This window comes from Limnohabitans sp. MMS-10A-178 (genome assembly GCF_003063375.1).
GTDB lineage: Bacteria > Pseudomonadota > Gammaproteobacteria > Burkholderiales > Burkholderiaceae_C > Limnohabitans_A.
Map to the genome: position 1 here is coordinate 467,942 of NZ_NERY01000001.1, position 25,038 is coordinate 492,979.

26 protein-coding genes are annotated in these 25,038 nt (G+C 51.5%); 2 read left to right on the forward strand and 24 right to left on the reverse strand.

Annotation, left to right across the window (positions count from 1 at the left end; translation table 11 throughout):
* Window positions 1-20: 20 nt before the first annotated feature.
* From flgK to flgB, 10 genes are read right to left on the reverse strand one after another with little or no spacing between them, the layout of a single operon-like run.
* Window positions 21-1,646 carry a flagellar hook-associated protein FlgK gene (gene flgK / locus B9Z32_RS02300; RefSeq protein ID WP_146179440.1) on the reverse strand — a complete coding sequence of 542 codons (1,626 nt, stop codon included), beginning with the start codon at window positions 1,644-1,646 and terminating at the stop codon, window positions 21-23.
* Window positions 1,647-1,664: 18 nt separating this feature from the next.
* Window positions 1,665-2,000 (reverse strand): rod-binding protein, encoded by a 336-nt coding sequence (locus B9Z32_RS02305; RefSeq protein ID WP_108419753.1) that lies wholly within the window; start codon window positions 1,998-2,000, stop codon window positions 1,665-1,667.
* A gap of 1 nt (window position 2,001) precedes the next feature.
* Window positions 2,002-3,114 (reverse strand): flagellar basal body P-ring protein FlgI, encoded by a 1,113-nt coding sequence (locus B9Z32_RS02310; protein WP_108419754.1) that lies wholly within the window; start codon window positions 3,112-3,114, stop codon window positions 2,002-2,004.
* 10 nt (window positions 3,115-3,124) lie between these two features.
* Entirely contained in the window at window positions 3,125-3,817 is a 693-nt protein-coding gene (locus B9Z32_RS02315; RefSeq protein WP_108419755.1) for a flagellar basal body L-ring protein FlgH, read from the reverse strand.
* On the reverse strand, window positions 3,817-4,632 hold the full coding sequence (gene flgG / locus B9Z32_RS02320) for a flagellar basal-body rod protein FlgG (RefSeq protein WP_108419756.1): 816 nt from the start codon (window positions 4,630-4,632) through the stop codon (window positions 3,817-3,819). The genes B9Z32_RS02315 and flgG overlap by 1 nt, the downstream gene beginning before the upstream one ends.
* A gap of 26 nt (window positions 4,633-4,658) precedes the next feature.
* Window positions 4,659-5,402 carry a flagellar basal body rod protein FlgF gene (locus B9Z32_RS02325; protein ID WP_108419757.1) on the reverse strand — a complete coding sequence of 248 codons (744 nt, stop codon included), beginning with the start codon at window positions 5,400-5,402 and terminating at the stop codon, window positions 4,659-4,661.
* 34 nt (window positions 5,403-5,436) lie between these two features.
* Window positions 5,437-7,497, reverse strand: a complete 2,061-nt coding sequence (locus B9Z32_RS02330) for a flagellar hook-basal body complex protein (protein WP_108419758.1) — start codon at window positions 7,495-7,497, stop codon at window positions 5,437-5,439.
* 37 nt (window positions 7,498-7,534) lie between these two features.
* Window positions 7,535-8,212 (reverse strand): flagellar hook assembly protein FlgD, encoded by a 678-nt coding sequence (locus tag B9Z32_RS02335; protein ID WP_108419759.1) that lies wholly within the window; start codon window positions 8,210-8,212, stop codon window positions 7,535-7,537.
* An 11-nt stretch (window positions 8,213-8,223) separates the two neighbouring features.
* Window positions 8,224-8,628 carry a flagellar basal body rod protein FlgC gene (gene flgC / locus B9Z32_RS02340; protein WP_108419760.1) on the reverse strand — a complete coding sequence of 135 codons (405 nt, stop codon included), beginning with the start codon at window positions 8,626-8,628 and terminating at the stop codon, window positions 8,224-8,226.
* Window positions 8,625-9,041, reverse strand: a complete 417-nt coding sequence (gene flgB, locus B9Z32_RS02345; RefSeq protein ID WP_199219923.1) for a flagellar basal body rod protein FlgB — start codon at window positions 9,039-9,041, stop codon at window positions 8,625-8,627. Before flgB ends, flgC begins: the two co-directional genes overlap by 4 nt.
* Before the next feature lie 211 nt (window positions 9,042-9,252).
* On the opposite strand from flgB, the gene B9Z32_RS02350 reads away from it, so the two are divergent.
* Complete coding sequence (locus B9Z32_RS02350) at window positions 9,253-10,374, forward strand: flagellar biosynthesis protein FlhB (RefSeq protein ID WP_158268163.1); 1,122 nt, start codon at window positions 9,253-9,255, stop codon at window positions 10,372-10,374.
* A gap of 7 nt (window positions 10,375-10,381) precedes the next feature.
* Here B9Z32_RS02350 and B9Z32_RS02355 read toward each other — a convergent pair whose 3' ends face one another.
* The 14 genes from B9Z32_RS02355 to B9Z32_RS02420 form a co-directional block, all read right to left on the reverse strand.
* Window positions 10,382-11,161 carry a flagellar biosynthetic protein FliR gene (locus B9Z32_RS02355; RefSeq protein ID WP_108419762.1) on the reverse strand — a complete coding sequence of 260 codons (780 nt, stop codon included), beginning with the start codon at window positions 11,159-11,161 and terminating at the stop codon, window positions 10,382-10,384.
* 5 nt (window positions 11,162-11,166) lie between these two features.
* The gene (locus B9Z32_RS02360; protein WP_108419763.1) at window positions 11,167-11,436 is read right to left on the reverse strand and encodes a flagellar biosynthetic protein FliQ; all 270 of its coding nucleotides are present in this window, start codon (window positions 11,434-11,436) and stop codon (window positions 11,167-11,169) included.
* A 1-nt stretch (window position 11,437) separates the two neighbouring features.
* Window positions 11,438-12,181, reverse strand: coding sequence for a flagellar type III secretion system pore protein FliP (gene fliP, locus B9Z32_RS02365; RefSeq protein WP_108419764.1), 744 nt, complete (start codon window positions 12,179-12,181; stop codon window positions 11,438-11,440).
* Window positions 12,178-12,630 carry a flagellar biosynthetic protein FliO gene (locus B9Z32_RS02370; protein ID WP_108419765.1) on the reverse strand — a complete coding sequence of 151 codons (453 nt, stop codon included), beginning with the start codon at window positions 12,628-12,630 and terminating at the stop codon, window positions 12,178-12,180. Before B9Z32_RS02370 ends, fliP begins: the two co-directional genes overlap by 4 nt.
* On the reverse strand, window positions 12,627-12,980 hold the full coding sequence (gene fliN / locus B9Z32_RS02375) for a flagellar motor switch protein FliN (RefSeq protein WP_233248030.1): 354 nt from the start codon (window positions 12,978-12,980) through the stop codon (window positions 12,627-12,629). The genes B9Z32_RS02370 and fliN overlap by 4 nt, the downstream gene beginning before the upstream one ends.
* On the reverse strand, window positions 12,977-14,035 hold the full coding sequence (locus B9Z32_RS02380) for a flagellar motor switch protein FliM (RefSeq protein WP_108419766.1): 1,059 nt from the start codon (window positions 14,033-14,035) through the stop codon (window positions 12,977-12,979). Before B9Z32_RS02380 ends, fliN begins: the two co-directional genes overlap by 4 nt.
* 23 nt (window positions 14,036-14,058) lie before the next feature.
* On the reverse strand, window positions 14,059-16,035 hold the full coding sequence (locus B9Z32_RS02385; RefSeq protein ID WP_108419767.1) for a flagellar hook-length control protein FliK: 1,977 nt from the start codon (window positions 16,033-16,035) through the stop codon (window positions 14,059-14,061).
* 51 nt (window positions 16,036-16,086) lie between these two features.
* Window positions 16,087-16,521: a hypothetical protein gene (locus B9Z32_RS02390; RefSeq protein ID WP_108419768.1), complete on the reverse strand. Its 435-nt coding sequence runs from the start codon at window positions 16,519-16,521 to the stop codon at window positions 16,087-16,089.
* Complete coding sequence (locus B9Z32_RS02395) at window positions 16,518-17,897, reverse strand: FliI/YscN family ATPase (protein ID WP_108419769.1); 1,380 nt, start codon at window positions 17,895-17,897, stop codon at window positions 16,518-16,520. The genes B9Z32_RS02390 and B9Z32_RS02395 overlap by 4 nt, the downstream gene beginning before the upstream one ends.
* An 11-nt stretch (window positions 17,898-17,908) precedes the next feature.
* On the reverse strand, window positions 17,909-18,625 hold the full coding sequence (locus B9Z32_RS02400) for a FliH/SctL family protein (RefSeq protein ID WP_108419770.1): 717 nt from the start codon (window positions 18,623-18,625) through the stop codon (window positions 17,909-17,911).
* 2 nt (window positions 18,626-18,627) lie between these two features.
* The gene (locus B9Z32_RS02405) at window positions 18,628-19,710 is read right to left on the reverse strand and encodes a flagellar motor switch protein FliG (RefSeq protein ID WP_108419771.1); all 1,083 of its coding nucleotides are present in this window, start codon (window positions 19,708-19,710) and stop codon (window positions 18,628-18,630) included.
* On the reverse strand, window positions 19,707-21,557 hold the full coding sequence (gene fliF / locus B9Z32_RS02410) for a flagellar basal-body MS-ring/collar protein FliF (protein WP_108419772.1): 1,851 nt from the start codon (window positions 21,555-21,557) through the stop codon (window positions 19,707-19,709). Before fliF ends, B9Z32_RS02405 begins: the two co-directional genes overlap by 4 nt.
* 97 nt (window positions 21,558-21,654) lie before the next feature.
* Window positions 21,655-23,064, reverse strand: coding sequence for a sensor histidine kinase KdpD (locus tag B9Z32_RS02415; RefSeq protein ID WP_108419773.1), 1,410 nt, complete (start codon window positions 23,062-23,064; stop codon window positions 21,655-21,657).
* 2 nt (window positions 23,065-23,066) lie between these two features.
* Window positions 23,067-23,753, reverse strand: coding sequence for a response regulator transcription factor (locus tag B9Z32_RS02420; RefSeq protein WP_108419774.1), 687 nt, complete (start codon window positions 23,751-23,753; stop codon window positions 23,067-23,069).
* Between the two features lie 158 nt (window positions 23,754-23,911).
* Here B9Z32_RS02420 and B9Z32_RS02425 point away from each other — a divergent pair, with 158 nt between their 5' ends.
* The gene (locus B9Z32_RS02425; RefSeq protein WP_108419775.1) at window positions 23,912-25,030 is read left to right on the forward strand and encodes a PAS domain-containing sensor histidine kinase; all 1,119 of its coding nucleotides are present in this window, start codon (window positions 23,912-23,914) and stop codon (window positions 25,028-25,030) included.
* Window positions 25,031-25,038: the final 8 nt, after the last annotated feature.

Consider the following 25,038-nt stretch of genomic DNA (forward strand, 5'->3'; position numbering starts at 1 on the left):
TGGTCCTTGCTTAAAGTTCATCATGACAACATGCCAAGCAGAGTGTCAAACATCTGTTTGCCAGTTTGCATCAATTTGCTGGAGGCGTTGTAGAGCTGCTGGTACTTGACCAAGTTGGCCGCTTCCTCATCCAAATTCACGCCGGTGATGGAAGATTTTTGGTTGGCCAAACTTTTTTCTAAGGCTTCATCCGATTGCAGCGTGTTCTTCCATGTGGCAATGGTGGTTGCTACGCTGCTGGTGATGAAAGTTACGGGAGAAGTAAATGAATCGCGTTTGCTTTGCAAAGCGGCAGAAGCGGTGGCGTCCATGTTGGCAAACTGTGCGTTGTCAAATGTACCCACTACTTTGAACTGACGCGCATCAAACTCTGCTTTGCTCAATGCAGTGTCAATGCTCTTTCGATAGTTGTTGCTCTGAGGATTTGAGCCTTCAACGAGTTCGCTGTAAACAAAATTAGTGCCATCCGCTTTTTTCCAAAGCCCATCTAGCAAAGCTTTGCCGGCAGTGTCAGTGCTAATGCCCGTCAGTGGGGTGGGGCTTGAGGTGATTGAAGAAAAACCAAATATAGGTGCAATGGCATTGCCGGCGGCGTTGGTAATTTGGTTGACACTTCGCACAAGTTGTGTGGCCAGCAAATTAATGCTCTTTTGTACTGTTGGTACAAAGTTTTGAATCAGATGGACATAAGCGCCCGCTTTGCCATCTTGCAAAATGGTTTGGCCAGGCACCATCACAGAATTGCCATTGGCATCAATCAGCGGATTGACACCATCGATTGCTTTTTGTTCGACAGAGGGCAGCACAAGTTTGACATAAACAGGATTGCGCCCATCCAAAGATGCCACCTTGATTCTGAGGTCGGTGAGAGGCATGTCACTGCGAATGACACTTGTGCCTGCAGTATTGGTGAATTTGTTGGCCACTTCCCGGTCAACCAAATGTTGCCCATTTAGCAAAAAACTGGCCGTGGCATCTTCATTGATCAAGGTGCTGCCACCGACCAGTTCTTGAAGCTTGCCCAAAATTCGATCGCGTTCGTCTAGCAAATCGGGAGACGCTGCAGCAACGCCGGGTATAGCTGCGGCGCGAATTTTGGCATTGATGGAAGCCAATTGAGGCGTGAGTGAATTGGCTTGATTCAGCACATCGGCCAAAGCTTGAGAAGCATTACTTGAAATTTGTCCCACGGCATTGGCCAAACCACGCACCCGATCGGCTACCAAACGCGCATTGCCGATCAAGCTTTGTTGGTAAGCCGAGTTGGTGGGTTCATTGGCAATAGAGCCAGCGGCATTGAAAAAATTGCCCAAGGCAGTGGCAATGGATGTGGCAGGCTCGGTGAGCATGGCATCTAAGGGCGCCACCGATTGAGTCAGTGCTTGGCTGTAGCTGGTTTTGCTTTGCTGCGACAGCAATTGGCCTTGCAGCAAATTGTCAAAATATCTTGTGAAACCTTCAACGGCAAAGGAGGTGCCAGTCAGATCCATTGAAGAAGGCGACAAGCCATTCACTCGCACATTGGAAGTGCGACGCACATACCCCTCAACCGATGAACCAGTGACGTTCTGTGAAGTGACCAGCATGCCCGACTGAGCGGACTGAAGTCCGGCCATGGCGCTGTCAAAAAGGGCTGCTGTTCTCACTGAATGGTTCCGATGTGCTTAAGGCTTTACGGCAGTGGCAGCAGAGTTGATTAACTGCGCTGCTTGAACCTGCTGAATCATTTGCTGTGCCATGGCTTTGCCAAAGCCAAAACCGCCTTGCGCGGCCATGTTGTTGGCCAATTGTTCATCTGCCAAACTCAAATAGGTAGAACTGCTACCACCTTTGCTGCTTTCGCTGAACACGGAATTGCGTATCTCGCGCATCATCTGGCGCAACAGCACAGCCTCAAAGTCTTGAGCTGTCTGTTTGATTTTCTGAATTTGCGGCGTATCGGCTACACCGCTAGTAAGCGGCTTTGCAGAAATCAAACCAGAGACAATGAGGTCGGCCATGTTAGATAATTTCCAGCTCTGCTTGCAATGCACCAGAAGTTTTCATGGCTTGCAAAATAGACATCAAATCTTGCGGTGTCACACCCAACAAGTTGATGGCGCGGACCACTTGCTCTAAGGAAGCGCCTTCTTCGACGCGCACCATTTGACCCGCTGGGCCGGGATCGATGCTGACGCGCTCATTGCGCTGGTTCACTGGGCGGTTGCGAGAAAACAATGATTGGGGAACCACTTGGTTGCTTGCTTGTACTTGGATGGTCAGATTGCCATGAGTCACAGCGAAAGGCGCCAAACGGACTGACTGATTCACCACCACAGATCCTGTGCGTGCATTGATGACCACCCTGGCAATGTCTACAACGGGTTGAATCTCGAGTTCAAGCAATTGCGCCATCACACTGACGCGTTGTGCTCTTTGAACGGGCACCCGAACAGAAACAGTTCTGGCATCGATGGCCGTTACTGCATTTTCTTCACTCACCACCTTAGAGATGGCTTCGACAGCCCGCTGAATTTGAGCGTAATCCACTTTGTGGAAATTGAACTCAACTACAGGGTCTAAGTCGGCTTCTGGTGCAGCTTGCTCCACAATGCCGCCGCTTGGAATACGACCCGATGACAACTGATTGATGGTGGTTCTGGCCATGGCAGTGCTCACAGACGCACCTGGAATCACAATCGATCCTTGTGCTTGACCGTAGACTTGACCGTTGGCTGCCTTCAAAGGCGTCATGATGAGAGTACCGCCGCGCAAACTGCGGGCACTGGTCAAAGAGGAAACGGTGACATCCATGGTCTGACCAGGGCGGGCCAATGCGGCCAACTCTGCTGTCACCATAACCACAGCGGCGTTGCGTGCTTGCAAATTAATGCCAGGCGGCACAGCCACACCCAGTGAATTGAGCATGGTAATGACAGACTGACCCGTAACAGGATTGGCGCCAGAGTTGTCGCCAGTACCGTCTAAGCCCACCACCAAGCCGTAGCCAATCAATTGATTGGGGCGCAGACCCGATACCACGGCCATGTCCTTCAAGCGCGCGGCCATGACTTCAGACATGCCAAACACAAAAGCCGCGATCAAAAACCATTGAGAGAGAGTGCGATGGGTCATGGCCTATGCCTCAGTTAGGAGAAAACCGTGTGAACAATTTGGTCAAGAAACCAGGGCTCTGAATTTGATCGGTGATACCTTGACCGCGGTATTCAATGCGAGCATCAGCCACTTGTGATGACAGCACCGTATTGCCCTGCAAGGTGGCAGGAGACACAACGCCGCCAAAGCGAATTACTTCTTCTTCGTGACCTACAGCCAAGCGTTTTTCACCAGCCACATTCAAGTTGCCATTGGGCAGCACTTCCAAAACAGTGACTGTGATCGTGCCCAAAAATTGATTAGAGGCTGAGGATCCGCCTTTGCTGTCAAAGTTAGTGTTACCGTTCGAATTAACGCCCCCATTCAAACCGGTAGTTGATCCTGAACTTGTGCTCAAGTTGAGTCCAGCATTCAATCCGTTTGAAGACAAGCGGCGTGCGTTGGTGCCAATGTCTTTGCTGGCACGGGTTGTTTCATTCAACAACACAGTCAGTGTATCGCCCACACGAACAGCACGGCGCTCTTCAAAAAGGCCTCTGTGTGTCAAAGCTACAGGCCTTGTAGTAGGAACCAGTGAGCCTTTAGTCGTTGCAATGACGGCTTGCGATTCAGGCCGTGCGGTTGTGCCGCCATTGACCAACGATTGCTTGGAGGCAGAAGGCAACTCTGCACAGCCTGCCAAAACAGCAGCGATTGAAATAAGCAATAAAAGTTGTTTCATCACAGTTGTCCTAACTTTTGCAGCATTTGATCGGAAGCCGAAACTGACTTGGCTGTAATTTCATAAGCACGCTGTGCAGCAATAAGCGAAACCAATTCTTCAGCCACGTTCACGTTCGATTGCTCGGTGTAAAACTGGGTGATGGAGCCCATACCGTCTTTGCCTGCAACACCCACTTGAGCCTCACCAGAAGACATGGTTTCGTAGTACAAACCACCGCCTGCTGAAGCCAAGCCTGTTGGGTTGACAAAGTTCACCATGGCAATTTGATCGGCTTGCGTAGGTGATGTAGAGTCAGCCAAGTTGTAGCTCACGGTGCCGTCGGTGCCAATGGCAACCGTGGTTGCTTTAGAGGGAATCACAATGCCCGCTGAACCGGCACTGGCAGAAGAGATGCTGCTTTGTCCCAACAGCACATTGCCACTGGCCGTCACAATTTGGCCCTTGTCGTTGCGCATGAAATTGCCTGCACGTGTGTAAGCCACACCATTGGATGTTGATACAGCAAAGTAACCATTGCCATTGATGGCCATGTCCAAGGGGTTTTGGCTTTGTACCAAAGAGCCCGCGTTGTTAATGCGCTGAGTGGCCGCAATGCGAGCACCGTTGCCTGCTTGCAAGCCAGCTGGCACATAGCTGGCCGAATCTTCGTTCATGCCAGGTGCACGAATATTTTGATACAGCAAGTCTTCAAAAATAGGACGAACACGTTTGTAGGCGGTGGTTGAAACGTTGGCCAAGTTGTTGGAGATGCTGTCCAAGTTGGCCTGCTGTGCATCCATGCCAGTTTTGGCAACCCATAATGATCTCAACATTTTCTAACTCCTTCATTCACGGGTGTTTAAACCCTAGACAGAGACATCAAAGCCCCTGCAGATTTCGAATTTTGTTCAGCAACTTGAACCAAACGAATGTTCAAGTCAAACAAGCGGTTTTGCGCAATCATTTGAACCATGGCCTGTGCTGCACTGACGTTGCTGCTTTCTAAAGAGCCAGGCACCAAGCGAATGTCATCTAAAGAAGCCAAATCTTGGTTGGAGGTAAACAGGCCGTCGGCTTGACGCTCCAAAGTGTGAGGCGCTGGGTTGACCAATTTCAAACGTGCCACAGGCGTTTCAAATTTTTGGCCTGGCAATGTGGCTGTGATCGTGCCATTGGGCTGAATGGCCACATCTTGACTACCCACTGGAATTTGAATGGTTTGGTTCTGCTCGTTCAAAACACGCAAGCCCGATGAGTTCACCAGAAAACCTTGTGCATCCATGTGAAATTTGCCAGCACGTGTGTAGGCTTCTTGGCCATTGCTGCGAAGTACAGCAAACAATCCTTGATCTTGAATGGCAGCATCCAATGAATTGCCCGTGGCAGTGACTGCGCCAGGCGTCCAGTCTGCACCGGGTGTTGAATCAACCACAAAGGCGCGAGAATCTGCATTGCTTCCATTCACAGGAACGGCCCGAAATGAAGACAACATTTCCCTAAAACCTGGCGTTTGCAAATTTGCCATGTTGTGCGATGTTGTGGCCAACTGCCCCATGGCGCTTTTGGCACCGGTCATGGCAGTGAAGACAAAACGATCAATCATGATTTAAGCCAGGTTTGTTAAGAAGTTATAAAGATCAACCGACCATTTGCAATGTGTCGCGCAAAGTCTGGTCAACAGCTTTCAAGCTTTGTGAGTTGGCGCTGTAAGAGCGTTGCAAAATCATCAAGCGAACCAGTTCGTTGGCCAGGTCAACGTTGGATGCTTCGAGTGCTTGGCTGCGAATTTCGCCCAACACACCTGTGCTTGCGCGGCCTACAGTAACGCCAGTGCCGTCTTTCTCGGTGCCGGTCATGTTGGAAGCAGCAAACGCATTCTTGCCAACAGGAATAAGGCCTTCTTCGTTGTCGAAACTCACCATGGCAACTTGACCAATGAATTGTTGTTTGCCAGTGCCATAGACACCCACGATGCGGCCTTCGTTGTCAACCGTCACTTTGGTTAAGCGTGAAACTGGCTCGCCATTTTGGATGCTCTTGGTAATCTGGAAAGCGCCTGCGTGAAGCTGTGTGCCTGACAAATCGAGATCCACAATCAAATCAGTACTGCCACCAGCTTGGTTGGTAAGGCGGCTGGTCAACTTGGTGGTCGTTTTGAACATCGAATCGCCAGACAAAGAGTCTTTCACGATGGTGTCGATGTTTTGGCCACCCATGAAGCTGAGCTTGGCTACAGTTTTGTAGCCAGTTCCGTTGGCGCCTTGAGTTTCAGGGTTGGCAGCGCGACTGGAAAATGTAGAGCTATCTTGGTAGTCGTAAAACTTGCCATCAATTGATGCATAAACTTCCACTTGTGAAGTGGTGGTTGTCAAAATTTCACCAGAAGTTTTTTTGTTGGTTGCACCTGTAACAGGAATTTCAGTGCCTTCGGGCGTGATCAAAGTCATCGACAAGGGGCGCTTGAATGTGATCGCTGCGCCAGAGGTAGAAGCACCAATTGCGCCAGAAACCGTGATGTTCAAGCCGTTGATCGCGGTGATGGTTGTGCCAGTGTCCGTTGTGCCGAGATAGACTTTGTCACCAACCGCCAAGCCAGCTGCTGTTGTCACGGCAACAGATGTGTCTGCGGCCAAGGTATTGGCAGTGGTTGTGGTTGCGTTATCTTTGTTGAAAAACGAAATAGAAGCGCCGCTGGGAACTGTCACGTTGGCACTGGTTGTGAGCGAAGTAGCACCAGCTGTGTAGGTGGCTACCGTTACACCAGAATCAACACCATTGATGAACACTTTCATACCAGCTGTTACCGTCACAGCTGACCCTGCACTGCTTGGAGCTGCTGTTAAGGAGACGGTTGTGCCGGCTGATTCGGTACTAGCCAAGGTTGAGGCAACCGGTGCTGTGTTGACACGCAAAATGGTTTCTCTGTTCAACGTCACACTGGTGGTGCCCAGTGTATTGGGCGATGCTGCAGTGCTGGGTGTATAGGTATAACCGTTAGCCCCCGAAGTGATTGACAATGTTGAATCATTGATACGGCGGTAGTACACCTCCAAGGTGTGTGAATTGCCTGAATTGTCAAACACGGTCTGAGTGGTTTTGTTGTTGTAAGTTGCCTGAGTAGGGTCAAATGCAACATTGGCTGATTTGGTAAACGCTGTGGAAGTGGAATCCAGCATGGCCGACAAATTGGAATATGTGGTGGCATTGCCTGGCAAGTTGCTTTCGGGCATGCGCAGCAAGCCGTTGTTCTTGATCAAGTCATCCGTCAGTTGATTGCCATCCATGGTGGGCTGATAGCCAGTAAGGTACATGCCATTTTCGTTCACGATGTAGCCGCTCTTGTCCACACCAAACTGGCCATTGCGAGAGTAAAAAACTGCAGAAGGATCGACAGTTGCTGCACTGCCAGAGCCTTGCAACAAACGGAACATGCCTTTGCCACTGATGGCCAAGTCTAGAGGGTTGGCTGAGTTGGTAATGGCACCTTGCGTCATTGCACGGCGCACACCCAAGGTTTGACTGCCTTGGCCTGTCGCGGGCTGGTCAGACGAGTTGCTGCCGTTCAGAAACTGCGTGGCAAACACATATTCGCCAGTTTTGTAGCCAATGGTATTGGCGTTGGCAATGTTGTTGCTGACGGTGTCAATGGCTTGGGAAACGTTTTGCAGTCCAGAGAGTGCGGTTGCGATATTGCTCATGTCAATGTCCTCAGGTTAATCTGTTGATTCAAAAAAATTAAATGGACAGCCACTTGACAATGTCAGTGGTCAAAATGTTGCGTCCATCGCTCAGGCCCACTTTCATGTCTGAGCCCTCTTGACCTATGCTGGCCACCATGGCGCCCACATAGGCTTTGGGTGAAGAAGTTTTGCCTTGTGCATCTTTGGAAATAAGTTCAAGCGTATAAACGCCAGAGGCCACTTGCTTGCCAGCATCGTTGCCACCATCCCAAATGAAATCGCTCATTCCTGCTGGGGTGGGACCAAAATCAAACTGATTGACGATTTGTCCGTTGCCATCGCGAATCACAGCTTTCAAAGAATCAGCAGGTGCATCCAATTTGGCTGCCATTCCCACAGCATTTCCAGAGTAGTAAATCTGTGAACCTTCCGCCAAAGCTGTTTTGCCAACACTTGAAGACAAGTTCATGAAGTTGGCCGATTGCATTTGCGCTACCAAGGCAGTCACCGATGTATTCAGTTTGTTAATGCCATCTACCTGGTTTAGCGCAGCCAGCTGTGAAGTCATGGCGGCGTTGTCCATGGGGTTCATCGGATCTTGGTTTTGCAATTGCACCGTCAACATTTTCAAAAAGTTCTTTGAAAGATCAGCCGAAGAAGTGCCATTGCTGGTGGCCGGTGCTGGCGGTGCAAAGCGGTCGTAAACAGGAATGTTATTGATCGTTGTTGACATGATTGCTTCCTTTATTTGCCAAGATCCAGCGTCTTGAGCATGAGTTGCTTGGTGGTGTTCATCATTTCAATGTTGAACTGGTAGGCGCGCGATGCAGACACCATGTCCACCATCTGCTCTGCAGGGTTCACGTTGGACATGGTGACGTAGCCTTTAGAGTCGGCCAAAGGATGGCCAGGCCGGTATTCCATGCGTGGCTCAGCATTGCTCTCAACAATGCGAGCCACCTTCACACCTTGGCCCACTCGGCCTGCACGAGCTTCAGATTGCAGTACCACATGGCGTGCACGGTAAGCTTGACCATCTGCGCTCACAGCGCTTTCAGCATTGGCGACATTGGATGCAATCAAGTTCAGGCGCAATGACTGCGCTACCAAACCTGTTGTGCCCACATCAAAAGTGCCCATCAAGCTCATGATGGCTGCCCTGTAATGGCTGACAGACGCGAGCGAAAGGAAGAGCCCAAGAAGCTGATGGCAGCTTCAGTGAAAAAGGCGTTTTTCACAAAGTTGCCACGCTCAATGTCGGGGTCTACTGTGTTGCCATCTAAAGAAGGCTGAACACCTACGCGAAACATTTGCTGGGGTGACTGAACAGAGGAAGTCATATGAATATGACCCTGATGAGTGCGTTGGAGGCTCACTGAGTTTGTGCTGGCCTGACCAGACAAGCGCTGCATCAATACCGATTGAAAATCAATATCGCGCGCTTTGTAATTGGGCGTGTCTGCGTTAACCAAGTTTGAGCTGAGCAATTCATGGCGAAGGCTGCGCAACTTGAGTGCGGCTTCTCCAAATTTCAGCGAGTCAAATTGAGGGACGGTGTTCACGTTAGATCCAATAAATTAATCAAATTTCTCAGATACTTCGCAAACTGCGTGCCAACCCACTAAAACTTCTAAAAACACCATAGTTGGCAGCTTTAAGTGGTACAAATAGCCCAAAACCGATCCTTAACTGGTTTTCACGGCAAAAATTGCAGGCCTGCCTTGTTGGCCCTTGGCAATTTATGCCGCGAAAACACAAGCTCAGAGATTTGAATTGGCAGAGTCCTCAGACAACAGTGAAGAAAAAGAACTAGACCCGACGGAGCGGCGGCTTGAACGCGCGCGCGAGGAGGGTCAGTTCGCGCAATCTCGAGACCTCACCACCTTCTTGGTGCTCGTGCTGTTTGCAGCTTTTTTTCTAGGAGTCGGCGGCTTTTTAATGAAGGGCATGGTGGAATTGGTCAAGCAAGGCTTGACCTTTGGCACCAGTGAAGACTGGCAAGTCCACTTGAGCGAATGGGCCAGTGGCCCCTTGTTTGGCGCCATGCTCTGGATTTTGGCCATCGTATTGCCCTTGTGGCTGGTCTCCGCCTTGGCGCCTTTGGCCATGGTGAAGTTTCAGCCAGTTTGGGCTTTCAAACTCAATCCTGACAGGCTTGACCCGTTTGCAGGTCTAGGCCGAATTTTTTCTACGGACACCCTGACCGAGGTGGCCAAGAATATTTTGAAAGTCATTGTGGTTTTTGGTGTGGGCGTGGCCTATGTCACCAGCCTCATGGGCAACCTCAGCGTTTTATCCAGACAGGGTTTAGACCAAGCCTTGGCCAACAGTTTAGGCCTCATAGAAACGGGATTGCTGCTGTTGCTGTTGCCCATTTTGGTGGTGGCAGCGTTGGACGTGGTCATTCAGTGGTTCAGCTTCTCAAAGAAAATGAAAATGAGCCCAGAAGAGTTGAAGCAGGAGATGAAAGAGACTGAGGGCTCGCCCGAATTGAAATCTCGTCTCAGACAGCGGCAGCGTCAAATTGCCACATCGCGCATGATGTCTGCAATGGAAAAAGCCGATGTGGTGCTGGCCAACCCCGATCACTATTCTGTGGCTCTCAGGTATGACGCCGAGAAAATGCGTGCCCCCATCGTGGTGGCCAAAGGCATGGACGAAATAGCCTTGCTCATTCAGCGCGTGGCCAATGAAAACCAAGTGCCGGTGGCCCGCATCCCTCCTTTGGCCAGGTTGCTGCACAAGCATTTGAAGGTGGGCGAACCCATTCCGGCGCCCTTGTTTGAGGTGGTGGCCAAGGTGCTGGCTTGGGCCTATGAGTTGAAGCAAGCTTCTGCGGCAGACGACTTGCCTCTGCCAGAAATTGGCGCTTTGCCAAATCTAGACCAGGCCTAGAGCAGGCCTAGAGCCTGGGGCCAAAACCAGCGCGAATTAATTCGAAGGGGGACTCAAGGGCGGTTTGAACCAAGTCTGCGAAAGACGGCAGCAACAAAACCACCACCACAAAGGCCACCGGAATCATGATGGCAAAACCCACCGAGAAAAGGTTCATTTGTGGGCTAATCCGCGCCAAGATGGCTTGCGTCATGTTGAACAAAAAGTAAATCACAATGCCTGGCAGGGCCAACACCAAGCCTAAAGTGAAGGCATCTTGAACCAAGCCCAGCACAGAGCCCCAGTTCCAAGCAGTTGGCCAAGTTCCCAAAGGCAATACTTTGAAACTTTGCGCCAACAACTCAAGCATGACCAAGTGAATGTTCAGTGTGAAGGCCAAGGCAATGGCCAACAAGCCTAAAAACTCGCCTACCAAACCTGAAGCCAAATTGGCATCTTGTTGCAGTGTGGCCGCAAAACTCAAACCAGATTGCTGCGACAGCACGTCGGCCAGCATGTCTACTGCCGTCAGGCCAATTCTGACCATCCAGCCAGACGTGAGGCCAACAGCCAACTCAACAAACACCAAGGCATACCCGGGTGGCATGCTGTCTATAGGAGGAAGGTCTGATTGAACAAGCGGAACGAGTGCAAATGCAATGACCAAGGCCAGCAAAACTCGCAATCGCATAGGGGCTGACCTGAATGCAAACAAGGGCATGGTCATGAAACAACCCAAAAGTCGCACTGAAATCAGCATCCAGAGGGTTGCTGTTTGGGTCATCCAATCTGGGCTGATCGGCAACACGAGGCTTACCTCAGAATGTCGGGCAGCTCTTGAATGACCTCGCGCAGGTAATCCACAAAGATTGCCAAACTAACAGGTCCGGCAATGAGCATGACCACAGCGATGACCACCAGCTTGGGGATGAATGCAATGGAGCTTTCGTTGACCGATGTTGCCGCTTGAATAATACCAATGACCAAGCCCACAATGAGAAGGCTGATGAGGATAGGCCCGCTCAGAATGAAAGCCATCCACAGCGCTTTAAAGGCAACTTCGATGACAAAGCCTGAATCCATCTTAGGTGACCTTGAAACTGTTGACCAAAGAAGCGGCCAGCAAAGACCAGCCGTCTGCCAATGCAAATACCACCAACTTGAGAGGCAATGAGAACATCATGGGTGAGACCATGACCATACCCAATGAGGTCAAAATGCTGGCCACAGCAAAATCGATGGCCAAGAAGGGCAAGTAAATGAGGAAGCCAAACAAGAAACCTGTTTTGATTTCAGAGACGGCAAAAGCGGGAATGAGGACCGTCATGGGCACATCGGCTCGGGTTTCAATGGGCTTGCCCCAAAGCTTGGCAAAAAGGCTGAGGTCGTCTTTGTTGGTTTGGCTCAGCATGAACTGCTTCAAGGGCTCGGTGCCAATGGTTACCGCTTCTTCAAACCCAATTTTGCCGCTGGCCAAAGGCAAGTAAGCATCTCGGTACATGGCATCGAGCACGGGGTTCATGATAAAAAATGTCAGAAACACCGACAGACCGATCAAGACCAAATTGGGCGGCATGCTTTGAAGTCCCAATGCTTGCCGCAACATCGAAAAGACAATGAGAATTCGAATGAAGCTGGTCATGAGCATGAGCGCAGCCGGTAAAAAAGAAAGGGCCGTTAAGGCCAGCAAGGTTTGCACGGGTACGGCATACACAGTGCCGGCTTTGGAGGTGCTTGAAGTGACCAGCGGTAAGTTTTGAGCTGCAGCCCAACCGCAACACAGAAGAAGGGCAATGGCCACCAGCCATTTGAGCTTGAACAGCCTCATGCGCTGTTCTTTCTTGAAAGCAGTGTCATGAGTTGGCCAGCAAAGCCAGAGGGCAGTGAACCCGAGTTGGCCATGGGTTCAAAATCGTCTAACTCTGCCAACAAACTGATGTGCGTGGGGGTGTGGCCTAAGGCCAAAATACGATCTTGCATGCGAACCACCAACAAACGTTCGCGCGGGCCCACTGGAAAGGCGGCCAGCAATTGAATTTGTCCACCTACTGTAGAGCCCTGTGCGCCACGGCGAAAAAGCCAAACCACCACCGCAACCAGCACCACCAGCAAGCTGAGAGTGACCAAACCTAACCAAGCGCCTCCCCAGACAGACGACGATGAGCCAGAAGCGCCATTTGAAACGGGCGCTGACAAGGCTTGCGCTTGAGCGGCAATTGAGAAAATGCCTAAATAGACAAATGCTGAAAGACGCGACAAGGAGGAAAGTGGGGTCAATTTTTAGATTTCCGTAAACGCTCCGATGGTGAAATGATATCAGTCAAGCGGATGCCGTAGCGGTCGTCAACGATGACAACTTCGCCTTGTGCAATTAAACAACCGTTAACCACCAAATTCAAGGGCTCTCCAGCCTCCACGTCAAGCTCGATCACGCCACCGTTTTGAACCGACATGAGGTCGCCCAATGGCATCTGGGTTCGGCCCAACTCAATCATCACCTTCACGGGCAGGTCCATGACCATGTCCATGTCGTGAATGGCCGGTTTTGCGGTGTCTGCTTCGGGAGAAGGCACCTTGCCCCAATGACTTAAGTCATCAGAGTGCCGTTTTTCAATCTGCTCGGTCACAGGTCACCTTCACTTTTTTGAATTTGTTGATCTAACTGGCTCAGGGCCTTTGCGGCATTGGCCAAGTCTGTTTGCGCCTGGGCGGGAACGTCAAGGCTGCCGAGGTATTGACCCGAAGTTGCACCCTCAAAGTCTTCAATTTTGGGAATGACCGGCGCGGCATTCATGTGCTCCACCTTCAGAGCGTAATGGCCATTTCTAACGCCATAGCGCCCGCTGAGGATGCTGACGCCATCGACCATGAGGCGCACCGGTGCCGATAAATCAATGGGCAGAACTTGGCCCAAAGACAAAGACAACAATTGCGCCACAGAAAGTTCTTTTTCACACAAGACGGCCACAGACTCGACGGGCTTGGCATACAACTGATGCTGCAGGCTGCGGCTCCACCCGCCTGGTTGCCCCGAAGCTTCGGAAGGGTTGGCTGAGGTGCTGGGGGTTTGCCAGCTCAGTGCGCGCTTGGGCAGACACAAATCTACTTTCAGTTCGAGCAAGTTGAAGTGGATGGAAAATTGAGCGTGCAACACCGTGTCTTTGTGAGAGGCTAGCCTGAGCGAGGAGAGTTGTTGCTCTTGCCTGAGGGGTTGCAATCGAATGGGGTAAGCTGTTTGCCACGCTGCCTCATAGGCCGTGGCCAATGTTTCAAGCAAACGTTGCCGAATACCCAATTCGATGTGTGTGAGTTTGCTGCTTCTTGGTTTGATGGGAATGATGCCGGCGCCGCCAAACAAACAATCTACGGCTGCAGCCACCCAGCGAGAGTCGAAGCTCCAGGCGCAAAGTGTTTGAAGCGCATCGATTTCAAACACTTGAATGTCTGCAAAAGAGGGTGCTTCGAGCACAAAGGCTTCGTAAGTTTTCATCTCCATGTGGCCAGCCAAAATCTTGATTTCAGCTGGAACCAAGGTAGACATAGACTGTCGCCACTGCGTTACAAATTGCATGTGCATAGCATCCAGCTGCTCGCGATCCCAGTCGTGCGCGACCTGAGTGTCTAAGCCCTCTAGGGCTTCTTTGGCAAATGGAAATTGCATGTTGTCTGGGTTGGTGTTCATAAGTTTCTTCTAGGCTCAAAGCTTTACGCGTAGAGATAAACTTGGTTAGAGCCGGTTTCGCGGGCGCGCATGGCGCCTGTTTCCCGCGGCGTCATAACCTTGGATGGGTCGCCAGCAGCCTGATTGCCGCTAAAAGCACGTTCTTGGTAATCTGCAAAATTTGCAGCATTGGAAGAGCCAGACTGACCCTGCTGCCGCATATCAAGCTGCAACTCCAAACCCATTTGCTGAAATTGCTCACGCAATTGCGGCGCACTTTGTTCGAGTCGGGTTTTGGTGGAATCGCTCACGCCTTCCACAATGAGCAAGGCGTTGCCGCGTTCATCGAGCTTTAGCTCAATGGTGAATTTGCTTTGATCGGGGGGTGTGAGTTCCATCACCACATGACCGCCGCCTTGCTTCACCATCTTTTGAATTTCTAGCTGTATTGCGCCGGCATCCAGTCTCACTTCATGAGGAACCAGCGGCGCTACACGTTCTTGTGATTGCGTAGAAATCCAATCCATCACGGTTGTCACTGGGCGTTGTGGACCTCCCACCAAGCTACTCACAAAACTCGAAGAAATGTCGTCCAAACTTTGAACTGTTTCTGGCCTAGGCGCTTCTTGCACAAGTTCTGTTAAACCAGTGCTAGTGGCTGTCAGCCCGGCCAAATCTGTTCGATTGACCCCGGTGGCGTCGCCTTTTTGCTCATTTTTGATGCCCGACTGCACATTGCTGAACGAGACACCCTCAATCTGATTTTCCGATGAGGCTGCACCACCTTGCAGACCAAGCGCGTTGCCTTTGGATGTCTGGCCGGCTTGTAGCAATGGCGCATCCGACTTAGACAACTTTGCATCAAAATTGAATGCGGTTTCTTGTGTCTGAGAAACTTGCGCTTCTGCCTTTGTGTCTGATATCGCGTCAGTTCTTGAGTCTGATCTTGTGTCAGATAGAGTATTTTTCTTTTCAGCAGCCAAGTTGCCAACAGCTAAAGACTGTGCAGCGTTTGCAGAGTTGATGGGTACTGCCAACGTTGGATTTGCTACAGAAGTACTTTTCTGGTCAACGCCATTGGTGGACGCTGAATTTGCCTCAGACTTCAAAGTGAAAGAAGGGTCTGCAACCATAGGCGAAGCCGCCGGCAGTGAAGCCTGATTGAAAATGACAGCTTCAGCTTGCAAGCCGGCAGGCTTGACGGTGTTGGAAGCTGGGGCAGTCAGTGCATTTTGCGCTTGCGCGGTGTCTGCAGGGGTGGAAGCCAGCTCGGCAGCTGCGGATGCCATAGAAGCCATCTGAGCCGACGGATTGCCGGTTGAAACATGGCTGGCGGGAATACTCTCACTGTTCAACAAAGACGAGCTCTGAGGGGATGCCAACTGAGCAGCCGAGGCAATTTGCGCCTCTACTTGCAAACCAGAGCCGGTGCCGGGGCCGGAGCCAGAGCTGGAAACAGAGCCAGCGCCAGAGGCCAGCGCCTGGGGTACTTGCCCAGCGTCTTGACCAGCTCCCGAAGCAGCACCGATTGAATGTGTGGCCGAAACTTCGCCCAAATTGGCGGCAGCGGGCACAGGCACATTGGTCGCTGAAGTTGACATTTGCGCTGCCAAGTTGGCTGCAGCCAACTCTGCGCCTTGCAATGAATTGGCTAAATCAAGGGCTGTGGTGTCTTGCTTGAGAGCCTCGGTGGCATCGGTCAATAAAGTGCCAGATGCCAAATCTTGACCTGTTGAATTGGCAAGGCCTGCCTGACCAGTTAAGGCAAAATTTGCATCTCCCACGGCATTCATGAGCACTTCTGCCGGCAAAATTTGCAGGTCTGATGCTTTCTTGGCAGCATCTTCCGAATTGTCTGGGCTCAAATTTGCAGGTACCTCTGTAAGACCTGCAGGGGCTTGCATTGCAGCTGCCAGCTCCTGTGTAAAGCCTTCTTCTGGCGCTAGCGCAGCAGGATCTAGTGCGTCGATGGAAAGCGTTGGAGCCGCAGCAGAAGGTGGGTTGGATACAAAGATGGCCATGATTTAATTTCCAAAATTTAAATCATGTAATGCAACTTCAATGCCACCTTGCTATTTGCTGTTTTGTCGGGCCTGTAAAACGTCTTCTAAAGCCTTGTCCTCGTGCTTCTCAAACTGATGCTGGCGCTGTTGTTTGCGCTTGGCCAAGAAAGATTGAAGGGTTTTGAGGCGCTGGGCATCTTGCAAGGCTTTGTCTAGGGCCTCTCGGCTTTGTGACTTCAAAGCCTGCACCTCGGGCTCTTGCGATTTGGCTGTAGCCCGCAAATTGAGACCAAAATTGGCTTGGGTTTGCAAATTCAAAACGCTATCGCCTTCTTTGGCTGCTTTCACCCACTGCGTTTCGTATTCCTTGGCATAGGACTCAACTTGCAAATTGAAATTGCGCACGCGCTCATATTCGGCCTGAACCCGTTTGGACTGCGCCACAGACCGGTCTTTGCGCAATTTCAGCATTTGCTGAAGCACTTCAAACACGCGATTGCTCATATTTTGGAAGCCCTCGCAATGCTGCTCAAAGCCGTCACACTGCCCTCAAGGTCAGCCACCTGGTGCGACTCTTGTTGCAAAAAAGTTTGAATGTGAGGCCACAATCTCAGCGCCGCATCTAAATCGGGGTCGCTGCCCTGCATGTAAGCGCCCATGGCCACCATGTCGCGACTGCGCTCGTGCCGGCTAATCAGTTGTTTAATGCGCCGGGCCGCCAGCACATGGTCTTGCGTAGCCACTTTGGGCATCACCCTGGAAATAGATTTTTCAATGTCAATGGCGGGGTAGTGACCTGAGTCGGCCAATTCGCGTGACAAGAAAATGTGCCCATCAAGCACACCCCGCGCAGCATCGGCCACGGGGTCGTGCACATCGTCGCCTTCTAGCAGCACCGTGTAAAAAGCCGTTAAGGAGCCCTCAGGGTGTTCGCCGTTGCCCACTTTTTCAACCAGCGCTGGCAGCTTGCCAAACACACTGGCAGGGTAGCCGCGGGCCACTGGCGCCTCGCCAAGACTTAAGCCAATTTCGCGTTGCGCCATGGCGTAGCGGGTGAGGCTGTCAACAATGAGCACCACATGCTTGCCTTGGTCTCTGAACCAAGTGGCCACGTCGGTGGCGTATTCGGCGCCTTTGGCACGCGCTAAGGGAGACGTATCGGCAGGCGAGGCCACCACCACAGCACGAGATCTCGACACATCGTCCAATTGGTCATCGCAAAACTCGCGCACCTCGCGGCTGCGTTCGCCCACCAGCGCAATCACAATGACATCGGCCACGCAATTGCGTGTGAGCATGGAAAGCAACACACTCTTGCCCACGCCAGAACCGGCAAACAAGCCCATGCGCTGGCCACGCCCCACAGACAACATGGCATTGATGGCGCGCACACCGGTGTCAAGCGGTTCGTGAATGGGTTTGCGTTTGAGCGGGTTAGGGGAGGCAAAGCGCATGAGGTCGTCGCTCCAGCTGGCACCGCCCAAACCATCAAGGGGTCTGCCCAAACCGTCAACCACTCGGCCCAACAGCTGAGGACCAATGGGCACTGACGCAATGCCCTGCCGCATTTGATAGCCCTGCGCGCGTCGCTGCGGTGTAAGCAATGGGTAGACCACGGCACCTGGCGAAAGCCCCGCCATTTGATCAAAGGCCATGAGGTAGGTGGTGTCGCGTTCAAAGCCAATGCATTCGGCATCGACCCAAGTGCCTTGCCGAGAATTTTCTACACAAGCTTGCGCGCCAATCGACAAGGGCAAGCCTTCAACTTCTACCAACAGACCCGACACCCGTTTCACGCGGCCTTCGCGCACAGACAAGGGCAAGTTGGCCAACTTGGCGCGTTGTGAGTCTACAAATTGTTGAAGATCGGCCTGGCTCAAGGCGGTCTCCTTCAGACTGTATCCGAAGCGTGTTGGGGCAATAAACCTAATGCGCTTCTCACCAATGCATCGCGTGCACTGACACCTACATCGAGCCTGGTGCCATCGACCAATACATAAGCAAAGCCCTTGCTCAATTCTCCATCGGCTCGAACCAAAGACTGAAATGGCATGTCAGGGTGGCTAAGCAAAGACTGCCAAGCTTCAAGCTCTGCAGGGGGCACGCCCACAATTAAATTTTCACCTGGACGGGGCAAGCGCATGAGGGCTTCTTGCACAGCGGCTACAAACACCGAGCGGTCCATTTGCTCTTTACCGGCCAAGCGCAGTGCTGTTTCATACACCCACTCGGGCAAAGCAGATTGAAAGGCTTGTGGCAAAGATTGCAGTTCGGCCATGACGCGCTGCATTTCTTTAGACATGTGCTCAATGTCTTTGATGCCGCTTTGATAGCCTTGCTGATATCCAACTTGAAAGCCTTCTGTGCGGCCTTGCTCAATGCCTTCTTCGCGGCCTTTGGCAGCGCCTTGCGCATGACCTTCGTTGAGGCCTTCTTGAAGACCTCGGGCATAGGCATCTTGGTAGGCTTTGCCGCGAATGGCATCGACTTCGTTGACGCTGGGCAAAACCAAAATGGCTTCGTCTATCTGGCGCACAGAAGTGTGGCTTAGGGAGTGCTCGGTGGTGGCCGGCTCGCCGTCAAAAGAGGGAGGGCTCCAGCGGTTCATGATCAATTGGCCCCAGTACCCATGCTGACGATGGCCAAAGAAATTCGCTCTTCGTCTTGCATCTGACGTGCCAGCAGCACAATTTCCGCTTGTTTGGCCTGAACCTCTTGCACTCGAACAGGTGGCATGCTTTCCATTTCCACGCGGAAACGATCTGCCTTGCTTTTGGTGATGTTGGAGAAAAAGAATTTTTGCAAATTGGGGCTGGCGCCTTTGAGCACCACCAGCATGGCATCGTCTGGTACTTCGGTAAGCAAGGTTTGAACTGCTTGCGGCGCAATTTTCATCAAGTCTTCAAACGTGAACATGCGCTCGAAAATTTGTTCTGCCAATTTCTCGGAGTGCTGTCGGATGCTGGCCAAGGTGGTTTTCTCCAAACCACCAGTAAACAGTCGCAAAATTTCGGCAGCAGGACGTGCGCCACCAACGCCACTGATTTCTGCGGTGGTGTCGTCGCCAAGCGTTCGCTCCAACATGTCATTCAATTCCACCAAGGCAGAGGGATTGATTTGATCAAGCAGGGCCACACGCAGCACCAATTCGTCGCGCAATTCGGCTTCAAACAATTCCAATACAGCGGCCGATCTTTCGGCAGGAATGAGCGACAGCAGGGTGGCTGACACTTGGGGGTGCTCTGCCTGCAAGTGGCGCTGCAATTGCTCGTTGCTCATGCTGGTTAGCAAATCGAGCGCAGGCACCGTGCTGGCCAATTGGCTGGCTGTTGAACCACCGGCTTCGCCTGCAAACTTGTCCATGAGAGACGTAACAAAACGCTGCGGGTCAAACGGCACTTGCTTGCGGTGCGCTGTGACGTTTTTAAATTCTTCCAGCACTTGAATCATGACCTCGCGGTCGATGCTTCTGAAGTTGGCCATGAGCGATGACACTTTTTGGGCTTCAGCAGGTGTGAAGTTTTTCAGCAAAGTGCCGGCTACTTCGGGGCCCAATGACATGAGCACAATGGCAGCGCGTGAAGGACCGTCTAAGTTGGCACCACTGCTTCTTTCAAGGTCTGGCGATTGCAGACCTTTGCGAAGTGCGCCACCCAAAACGCCCGGTTTGAAATTTGAAACGGCCGTGTTCATGATTTGTCCTGCCCCGGTGCATTGGCAGGGCCCTTTTCAGAAACCCAAGCACGCAACAGCAAAGCGGTGTCGTCGGGTTGATCGGTGGCATATTGGGTAGCGTAGGCCACCACATCTTCAAACTTGGCTTTGCTGGCCATTTCGCGTTCGCGCATGCGCTCCATTTGCGCCTCAATTTCTCTTTCAACGCGCAACTCTTGTGCGCGCTTGACTTCTTGTTCCATGGCCCAAGACAAATCAAGTTCTTTGATTTCTTCCCGCATGCGCTGAGCTGCGCGGCCTTGTGGAGAGTTGGGCAAATCGGGATCGATGGGCGGCAGTGGCACGGGCCGCATTAAGGGGCGTGCAATGGCGAAGTAGGCAAACAGCAAGCCCAAGGCAATGGCGCCATACCGAATGAGCTGCGACGTTAACTCGGGCGTTAGACGGCCAGGATCTTCTGCCACCGGCACAGGCTCTTCCGAGAAGGGCAAATTGGCCACGCTGACCGTGTCGCCGCGGAGTTGAACAAAGCCAATGGCGTCTCTCACCAAGGCATTGATCTGCTGAATTTCTTGCGGCGTATAGGCCACAGTGCGAGTGGCATTGGCCTTGGCGCCTTTTTCGTATTTGTAATCGAGCACCACAGCGGCTGACACGCGGCGCAATTGGCCTTTGCTCGATTTGATTCTTTCAATGGCCCTGTCTACTTCGAAGTTCACCGTCTTTTCATTGCGTGAACTGCCTTCCTCAGAGCCCGATGCGCCTGTGTCAATGCTGCCGGGCGCACGGAGGTTGTCACCTCTTGCCTCAGTGGTGATGGGCGCTTTGGCAGGATCTTGGGGCTGATTGGTGAGCGAGCCTGGCACGCCGCCAGAGCCCGATTTGCCGCCACTGGCCTCAATGGACATTTGGCTGCGAATGGCTTTGTCGGGCGGTGAATTTTTGCCAAATGTTTCAGACGTGCGCTCGCGCTCGTCAAAGTCCAAATCGACCGTGACTTGCGCGCGGAAGCCGTCTTTGCCAGCCAGTGGTTCCAAGATGGCAGCCACTCGGCGGTTGAGTGCGGCTTCTAATTCGGAGGTGTATTTAAGTTGCGAAGGATCGAGCCCCTCTTGGCGTGCGGCACTGTTGCCTAAGATGCCGCCTTCGGTGTCCATGATGGACACTTCTTGCACGCGCATGCCGGGAACGGCAGAGCTGACCAAGCGCGCAATGGCTGCAATTTGAGGGCTGTCCAGCATGCGGCCAGGGTGCAAAGTGAGAATGACGGAGGCGGTGGGACGCTCTTGTTCACGCACAAAGGCAGAGGGCTTGGGCACTGCCAAATGCACACGCGCCGATTTAACTTGACCCAAAGAGCTGACACTGCGGGCCAGTTCGCCTTCAAGGCCGCGCAAATAATTGACGCGCTCAACAAACTGGCTGGTGCCAAATTTTTGGTTTTCTAAAAGCTCAAAACCCACATTGCCGGCCTTGGGCAAACCTTGCCCTGCCAGCTTCAAACGGGTTTCATAGACCAAAGCTTGAGGCACTGTGATAGCGCCTCCGCCCTCCGTAAATTGGTAGGGCACATTCATTTGCTGTAAGGCCGTGACGATGGCGGCACCGTCGCCTTCATTGACGTTTGCAAACAACACTCTGTAGTCTTGCGAGCTTTTTCCTGCTGATAAAACAACACCCAAAGCCAAAACCAAGCCGGCAAAGCCAAGGCCCATGAACAAACGTTGATTGGTGGTGAGGGCTTGAAACCGTTCGCGCAAAGAATCAACCACACCTGCTGGTGTGTTTAAATTTGCCGCGCCGGAACCACCCATCGACAGAACGACAGCGTCTCGATCTGGAGAGAGAGTTTTGGGAGCATCCAATTAAGTCAGTGCCTCCATATGTAATCACATTGTTTCAAATTTTCACTGACATAAACCAATCATTACACAGCTGTAATGTAGGACTACAAGTTTTTAATCAAGCTCTTTGCCAGGTGGCTTTGAAGCTGACCCACTGGTCAGGACCCTTGTGCAAGCTCAATGTGCCGCCATGCGCCTTTGCAATTTCTTGGCACAAGCTAAGGCCCAGACCATCACCTTTGGGCCTTTGTGTATCGATGTTTGGATCGTTTAAGTGTCTGTAAAAGCGCTGGAAGATGCGGTCATCAATGCCGTCAAGAGACAGGAAGGTGGTGTTGGACAGGGAAAACTCAACCAAATCACCAAACACTTTGGCATTGAATTTGATTTTCCCTTGCGGCGGCGTGTATTTGATGGCGTTGCTGACCAAATTGTTAAGAAGTTGCTGAAACAAGTTGGGGTCGGCCAAGAGTTTGATATCGGGATTGAGTGAGTATTCAAATTGAACATGGGGTACCAAGCTTTGAATATCTTCGCCTGTGACTGCAATCAAATCGAACAACATTATTTCTTGGAGGTCTAGCTTGAAGTTGTCGCCATCTGCTTGTGACAGCAAAACCAGTTTGTTGGTAATAGAAATTAAGCGCTCCACCTCATCTGAAAGCATCGACAACTGAATTTGCTCCACGCTGTTGTCTTGTGCCCTGTTGAGCAAGCGCTTGAGGTTGCCCCTGATCACTGTCAATGGCGTGCGAAGTTCGTGGGCCGCATCGCTTGAAAACCGCGAGGCTTGCTCGAAGTTCAATTGAAGTCGTTTTATCAAACTGTTGAAGTAGCCAACAAAACTTGCAAACTCCACATCAAATTGTTTTTCAGAAAGTGCATTGCCACTGCTACTACTACTGCCACTAACATTGCCATTACCTTTGAGGTCAATTTTTTGGAATGTGTTTTGCAAATTTTGCAATGAACGCATCACCCAATAAGTTAAAAACCAGGTGCACAACAAAATACAAAGCACCAACAAGGGCCACATGCTGTTAACCACACTCTCGCGAGCTTCCATCATGTCTTCAAACCTAGCTTCAAACATTCGCGCTGGAATGGCAACGAAAAAATCTTGATTACCTTGGGGGACTTTGAACAAAATCCAATCGCTTTCGCCCTGGCGTAGCTCTGCCAACTCAACGGCGTAGGTGCGCGAAGGATTTCGGATGTTGCGCCAAACCGCCCCCGAAAGCATGTTTTGCTGGGCCGTATTGCCTGTATCTCTTAGCCATACTTGCGCTTCATTGGGATTCAAGTCTGAATAAAAAGCATTGATCTTTTGTTGAACGGCTTGAGCGCTCAAGTCGCTCAAGCTTTGGTCTTTCAAACTCAATTCCAGATAGCTTGCAAAATTGCCATAAAAAATTTCATGCAGGGGTTTGGTAGAGGCGTAGCGCACAGAAATTCGCGTGACGACTGCAAAAAAAACAATCGAGATGGTGACCAGTAAAAAAAACTTCAGCTTAAATGAACGCAGCATTTTTAAGATTGAGTTTTAAACCGATAGCCCACGCCTCGAATGGTTTCAATGGGAAAGGCAATGCCCAATTCTGGGCTTGGGCTGCTTAGCTTTTTGCGAAGTCTTTGCACCGAGACATCCACCACATTGGTGCCGGGGTCGAAGTCCACGTTCCAAACTTGTTTCAATATTTGTTCACGTGAAAAAATTTGTCCGGGCGACGTCATCAAGCACTCGAGCAACACATATTCGCGTTGCGTCAAAGTGGCCTTTTCTCCTTGCCAAGTGGCTACGCGTGTAAAGCGGTCTAAAGACAAATCGCCTTGCACCAGCGTCATTTCAACTTTGCCGCGCTTGTTGTTGATCATGGCTTTCACGCGAACAATTAGCTCTTCCATGTAAAAGGGCTTCGGCAAATAATCGTCTGCCCCTTTTTCAAAACTCTTCAAGCGGTCTGGCAGGTCAATGGATGCCGTGAGCATGATCACTGGCGTGTTCAAGTTGTTGCGTCTAATTTCCTCCAGCACCTGAAAACCATCCATCAGGGGCAATGCCACATCGAGCAAGATGGCATCGAAGTTGAGCTGCAAAGCTGTTCGCAGGCCTCTGAAGCCGTCTTTTTCCAATTGAGTTTGTATGCCAACAGCCTCAAAAGCCGACGCCACCAAGTCTGCAATTTGCTCGTCGTCTTCTATCAGGAGGATCTTCATCGCTTCATGGCAAACCCCAAAGTGGGGCCCTGGCCTTCTCTTAAATTAAGGTATATTGGTTTTCAGCCTGGTTGAAAGCACAACAAAGCAGGTCACTTGGATCGCAATCTTACTTTTATTATCAATTCAGAACAGTTAAATTGACAACAGATTCAAAGATGGCAAATTCAGAAAAAGTAACGGCACCCGCTCAAGCCAGTGATCTGGCTGGTGCATTTGAGCTTTTTGTTGAAGCATCGCAAGCGCTAGAGCAGCAATACGCCACTCTCAGCCGAAAAGTTGAAGACCTCAGTGCCGACCTGTTTCAAGCCAACGAGCGTTTGAACGTTTTGCTCAACGCCTTGCCTGCCGCCGTGGTGCTCATTGAAAACGACAAAATCAGCCATTTCAATCAGGCAGCAGAACAATTGGTGCCAGGACTTCAAACGGGAGAGGCTTGGGCCACGCCTGCCTCATGGAAGCCTGGCCATGGACCGGACGAATTTCATGTCAATTCATCCGAGGGTCTGCGCACCCTGCAAGCCCAACGCGTGCAAGAAGGCTTGCGCAGCGTGATACAAATTCAAGACATTACCGCCAACTTGCGCACCCTAGAAGACAACGAGCGGGTAGACCGCTTGGCCGCCATGGGCAAAATGTCGGCCGGTATTGCGCACCAACTTAGAACACCTTTGTCTACAGCCTTGTTGTATGCATCGCACCTTTGCAACCAAGAACTGGAGTTGCAAGACAGGGTGAGCTTCGCCAAAAAACTACAAAACCAACTGATTCACCTAGAAAAAATGGCCGGTGAAATGTTGCAGTTTGTAAGGGCTCGCCCCCACAAAACCCAAATCATTGCCCTAGACGAGTTGGTAAGCGAGGCCCTGCAAACCTTGGAAGGCCTGTCTCAAGAGAAGCACATTGAACTGTCGGTTAGCTTGAAGGCAGACAACTGCATGGTGAGCGTAGAACGCCCCTCCGTGGTGTCGGCCTTTATTGCCATTTTGGAAAACGCCATTCAGTGTTCTAGCCCGGGCCAAACCATTGTGGTTCAAACCCAAGCCGACCATTTGCGCGGCCAACTGAGCATTGAAGACGATGGCCCCGGCATTGCCGAAGACATGCTTTCCAGACTGTTTGAACCCTTCGCCACCAACCGCGTGACGGGTACTGGCCTAGGACTTGCAATTGCCCAGAATGCCATTCGCAGCCACCGTGGAGAAATTACCGCGCAAAACAAACCCGAAGGCGGGGCGCTTTTTGTGGTGGCTTTGCCCAGCATGGCCAACATTTAAACTCTGTA

Bases quoted from the DNA above. Each gene is read 5' to 3' on its own strand.
- B9Z32_RS02305 (WP_108419753.1), bottom strand. From the start codon at position 2,000: ATGGCCGACCTCATTGTCTCTGGTTTGATTTCTGCAAAGCCGCTTACT.
- B9Z32_RS02310 (WP_108419754.1), bottom strand. From the start codon at position 3,114: ATGACCCATCGCACTCTCTCTCAATGGTTTTTGATCGCGGCTTTTGTG.
- B9Z32_RS02315 (WP_108419755.1), bottom strand. From the start codon at position 3,817: ATGAAACAACTTTTATTGCTTATTTCAATCGCTGCTGTTTTGGCAGGC.
- flgG (WP_108419756.1), bottom strand. From the start codon at position 4,632: ATGTTGAGATCATTATGGGTTGCCAAAACTGGCATGGATGCACAGCAG.
- B9Z32_RS02325 (WP_108419757.1), bottom strand. From the start codon at position 5,402: ATGATTGATCGTTTTGTCTTCACTGCCATGACCGGTGCCAAAAGCGCC.
- B9Z32_RS02330 (WP_108419758.1), bottom strand. From the start codon at position 7,497: ATGAGCAATATCGCAACCGCACTCTCTGGACTGCAAAACGTTTCCCAA.
- B9Z32_RS02335 (WP_108419759.1), bottom strand. From the start codon at position 8,212: ATGTCAACAACGATCAATAACATTCCTGTTTACGACCGCTTTGCACCG.
- flgC (WP_108419760.1), bottom strand. From the start codon at position 8,628: ATGAGCTTGATGGGCACTTTTGATGTGGGCACAACAGGTTTGGTAGCG.
- B9Z32_RS02360 (WP_108419763.1), bottom strand. From the start codon at position 11,436: ATGGATTCAGGCTTTGTCATCGAAGTTGCCTTTAAAGCGCTGTGGATG.
- fliP (WP_108419764.1), bottom strand. From the start codon at position 12,181: ATGAGGCTGTTCAAGCTCAAATGGCTGGTGGCCATTGCCCTTCTTCTG.
- B9Z32_RS02380 (WP_108419766.1), bottom strand. From the start codon at position 14,035: ATGAACACCAACCCAGACAACATGCAATTTCCATTTGCCAAAGAAGCC.
- B9Z32_RS02385 (WP_108419767.1), bottom strand. From the start codon at position 16,035: ATGGCCATCTTTGTATCCAACCCACCTTCTGCTGCGGCTCCAACGCTT.
- B9Z32_RS02390 (WP_108419768.1), bottom strand. From the start codon at position 16,521: ATGAGCAATCGCGTGTTTGAAGTGCTTCAGCAAATGCTGAAATTGCGC.
- B9Z32_RS02400 (WP_108419770.1), bottom strand. From the start codon at position 18,625: ATGAACCGCTGGAGCCCTCCCTCTTTTGACGGCGAGCCGGCCACCACC.
- B9Z32_RS02405 (WP_108419771.1), bottom strand. From the start codon at position 19,710: ATGAACACGGCCGTTTCAAATTTCAAACCGGGCGTTTTGGGTGGCGCA.
- B9Z32_RS02415 (WP_108419773.1), bottom strand. From the start codon at position 23,064: ATGCTGCGTTCATTTAAGCTGAAGTTTTTTTTACTGGTCACCATCTCG.
- B9Z32_RS02420 (WP_108419774.1), bottom strand. From the start codon at position 23,753: ATGAAGATCCTCCTGATAGAAGACGACGAGCAAATTGCAGACTTGGTG.
- B9Z32_RS02425 (WP_108419775.1), top strand. From the start codon at position 23,912: ATGGCAAATTCAGAAAAAGTAACGGCACCCGCTCAAGCCAGTGATCTG.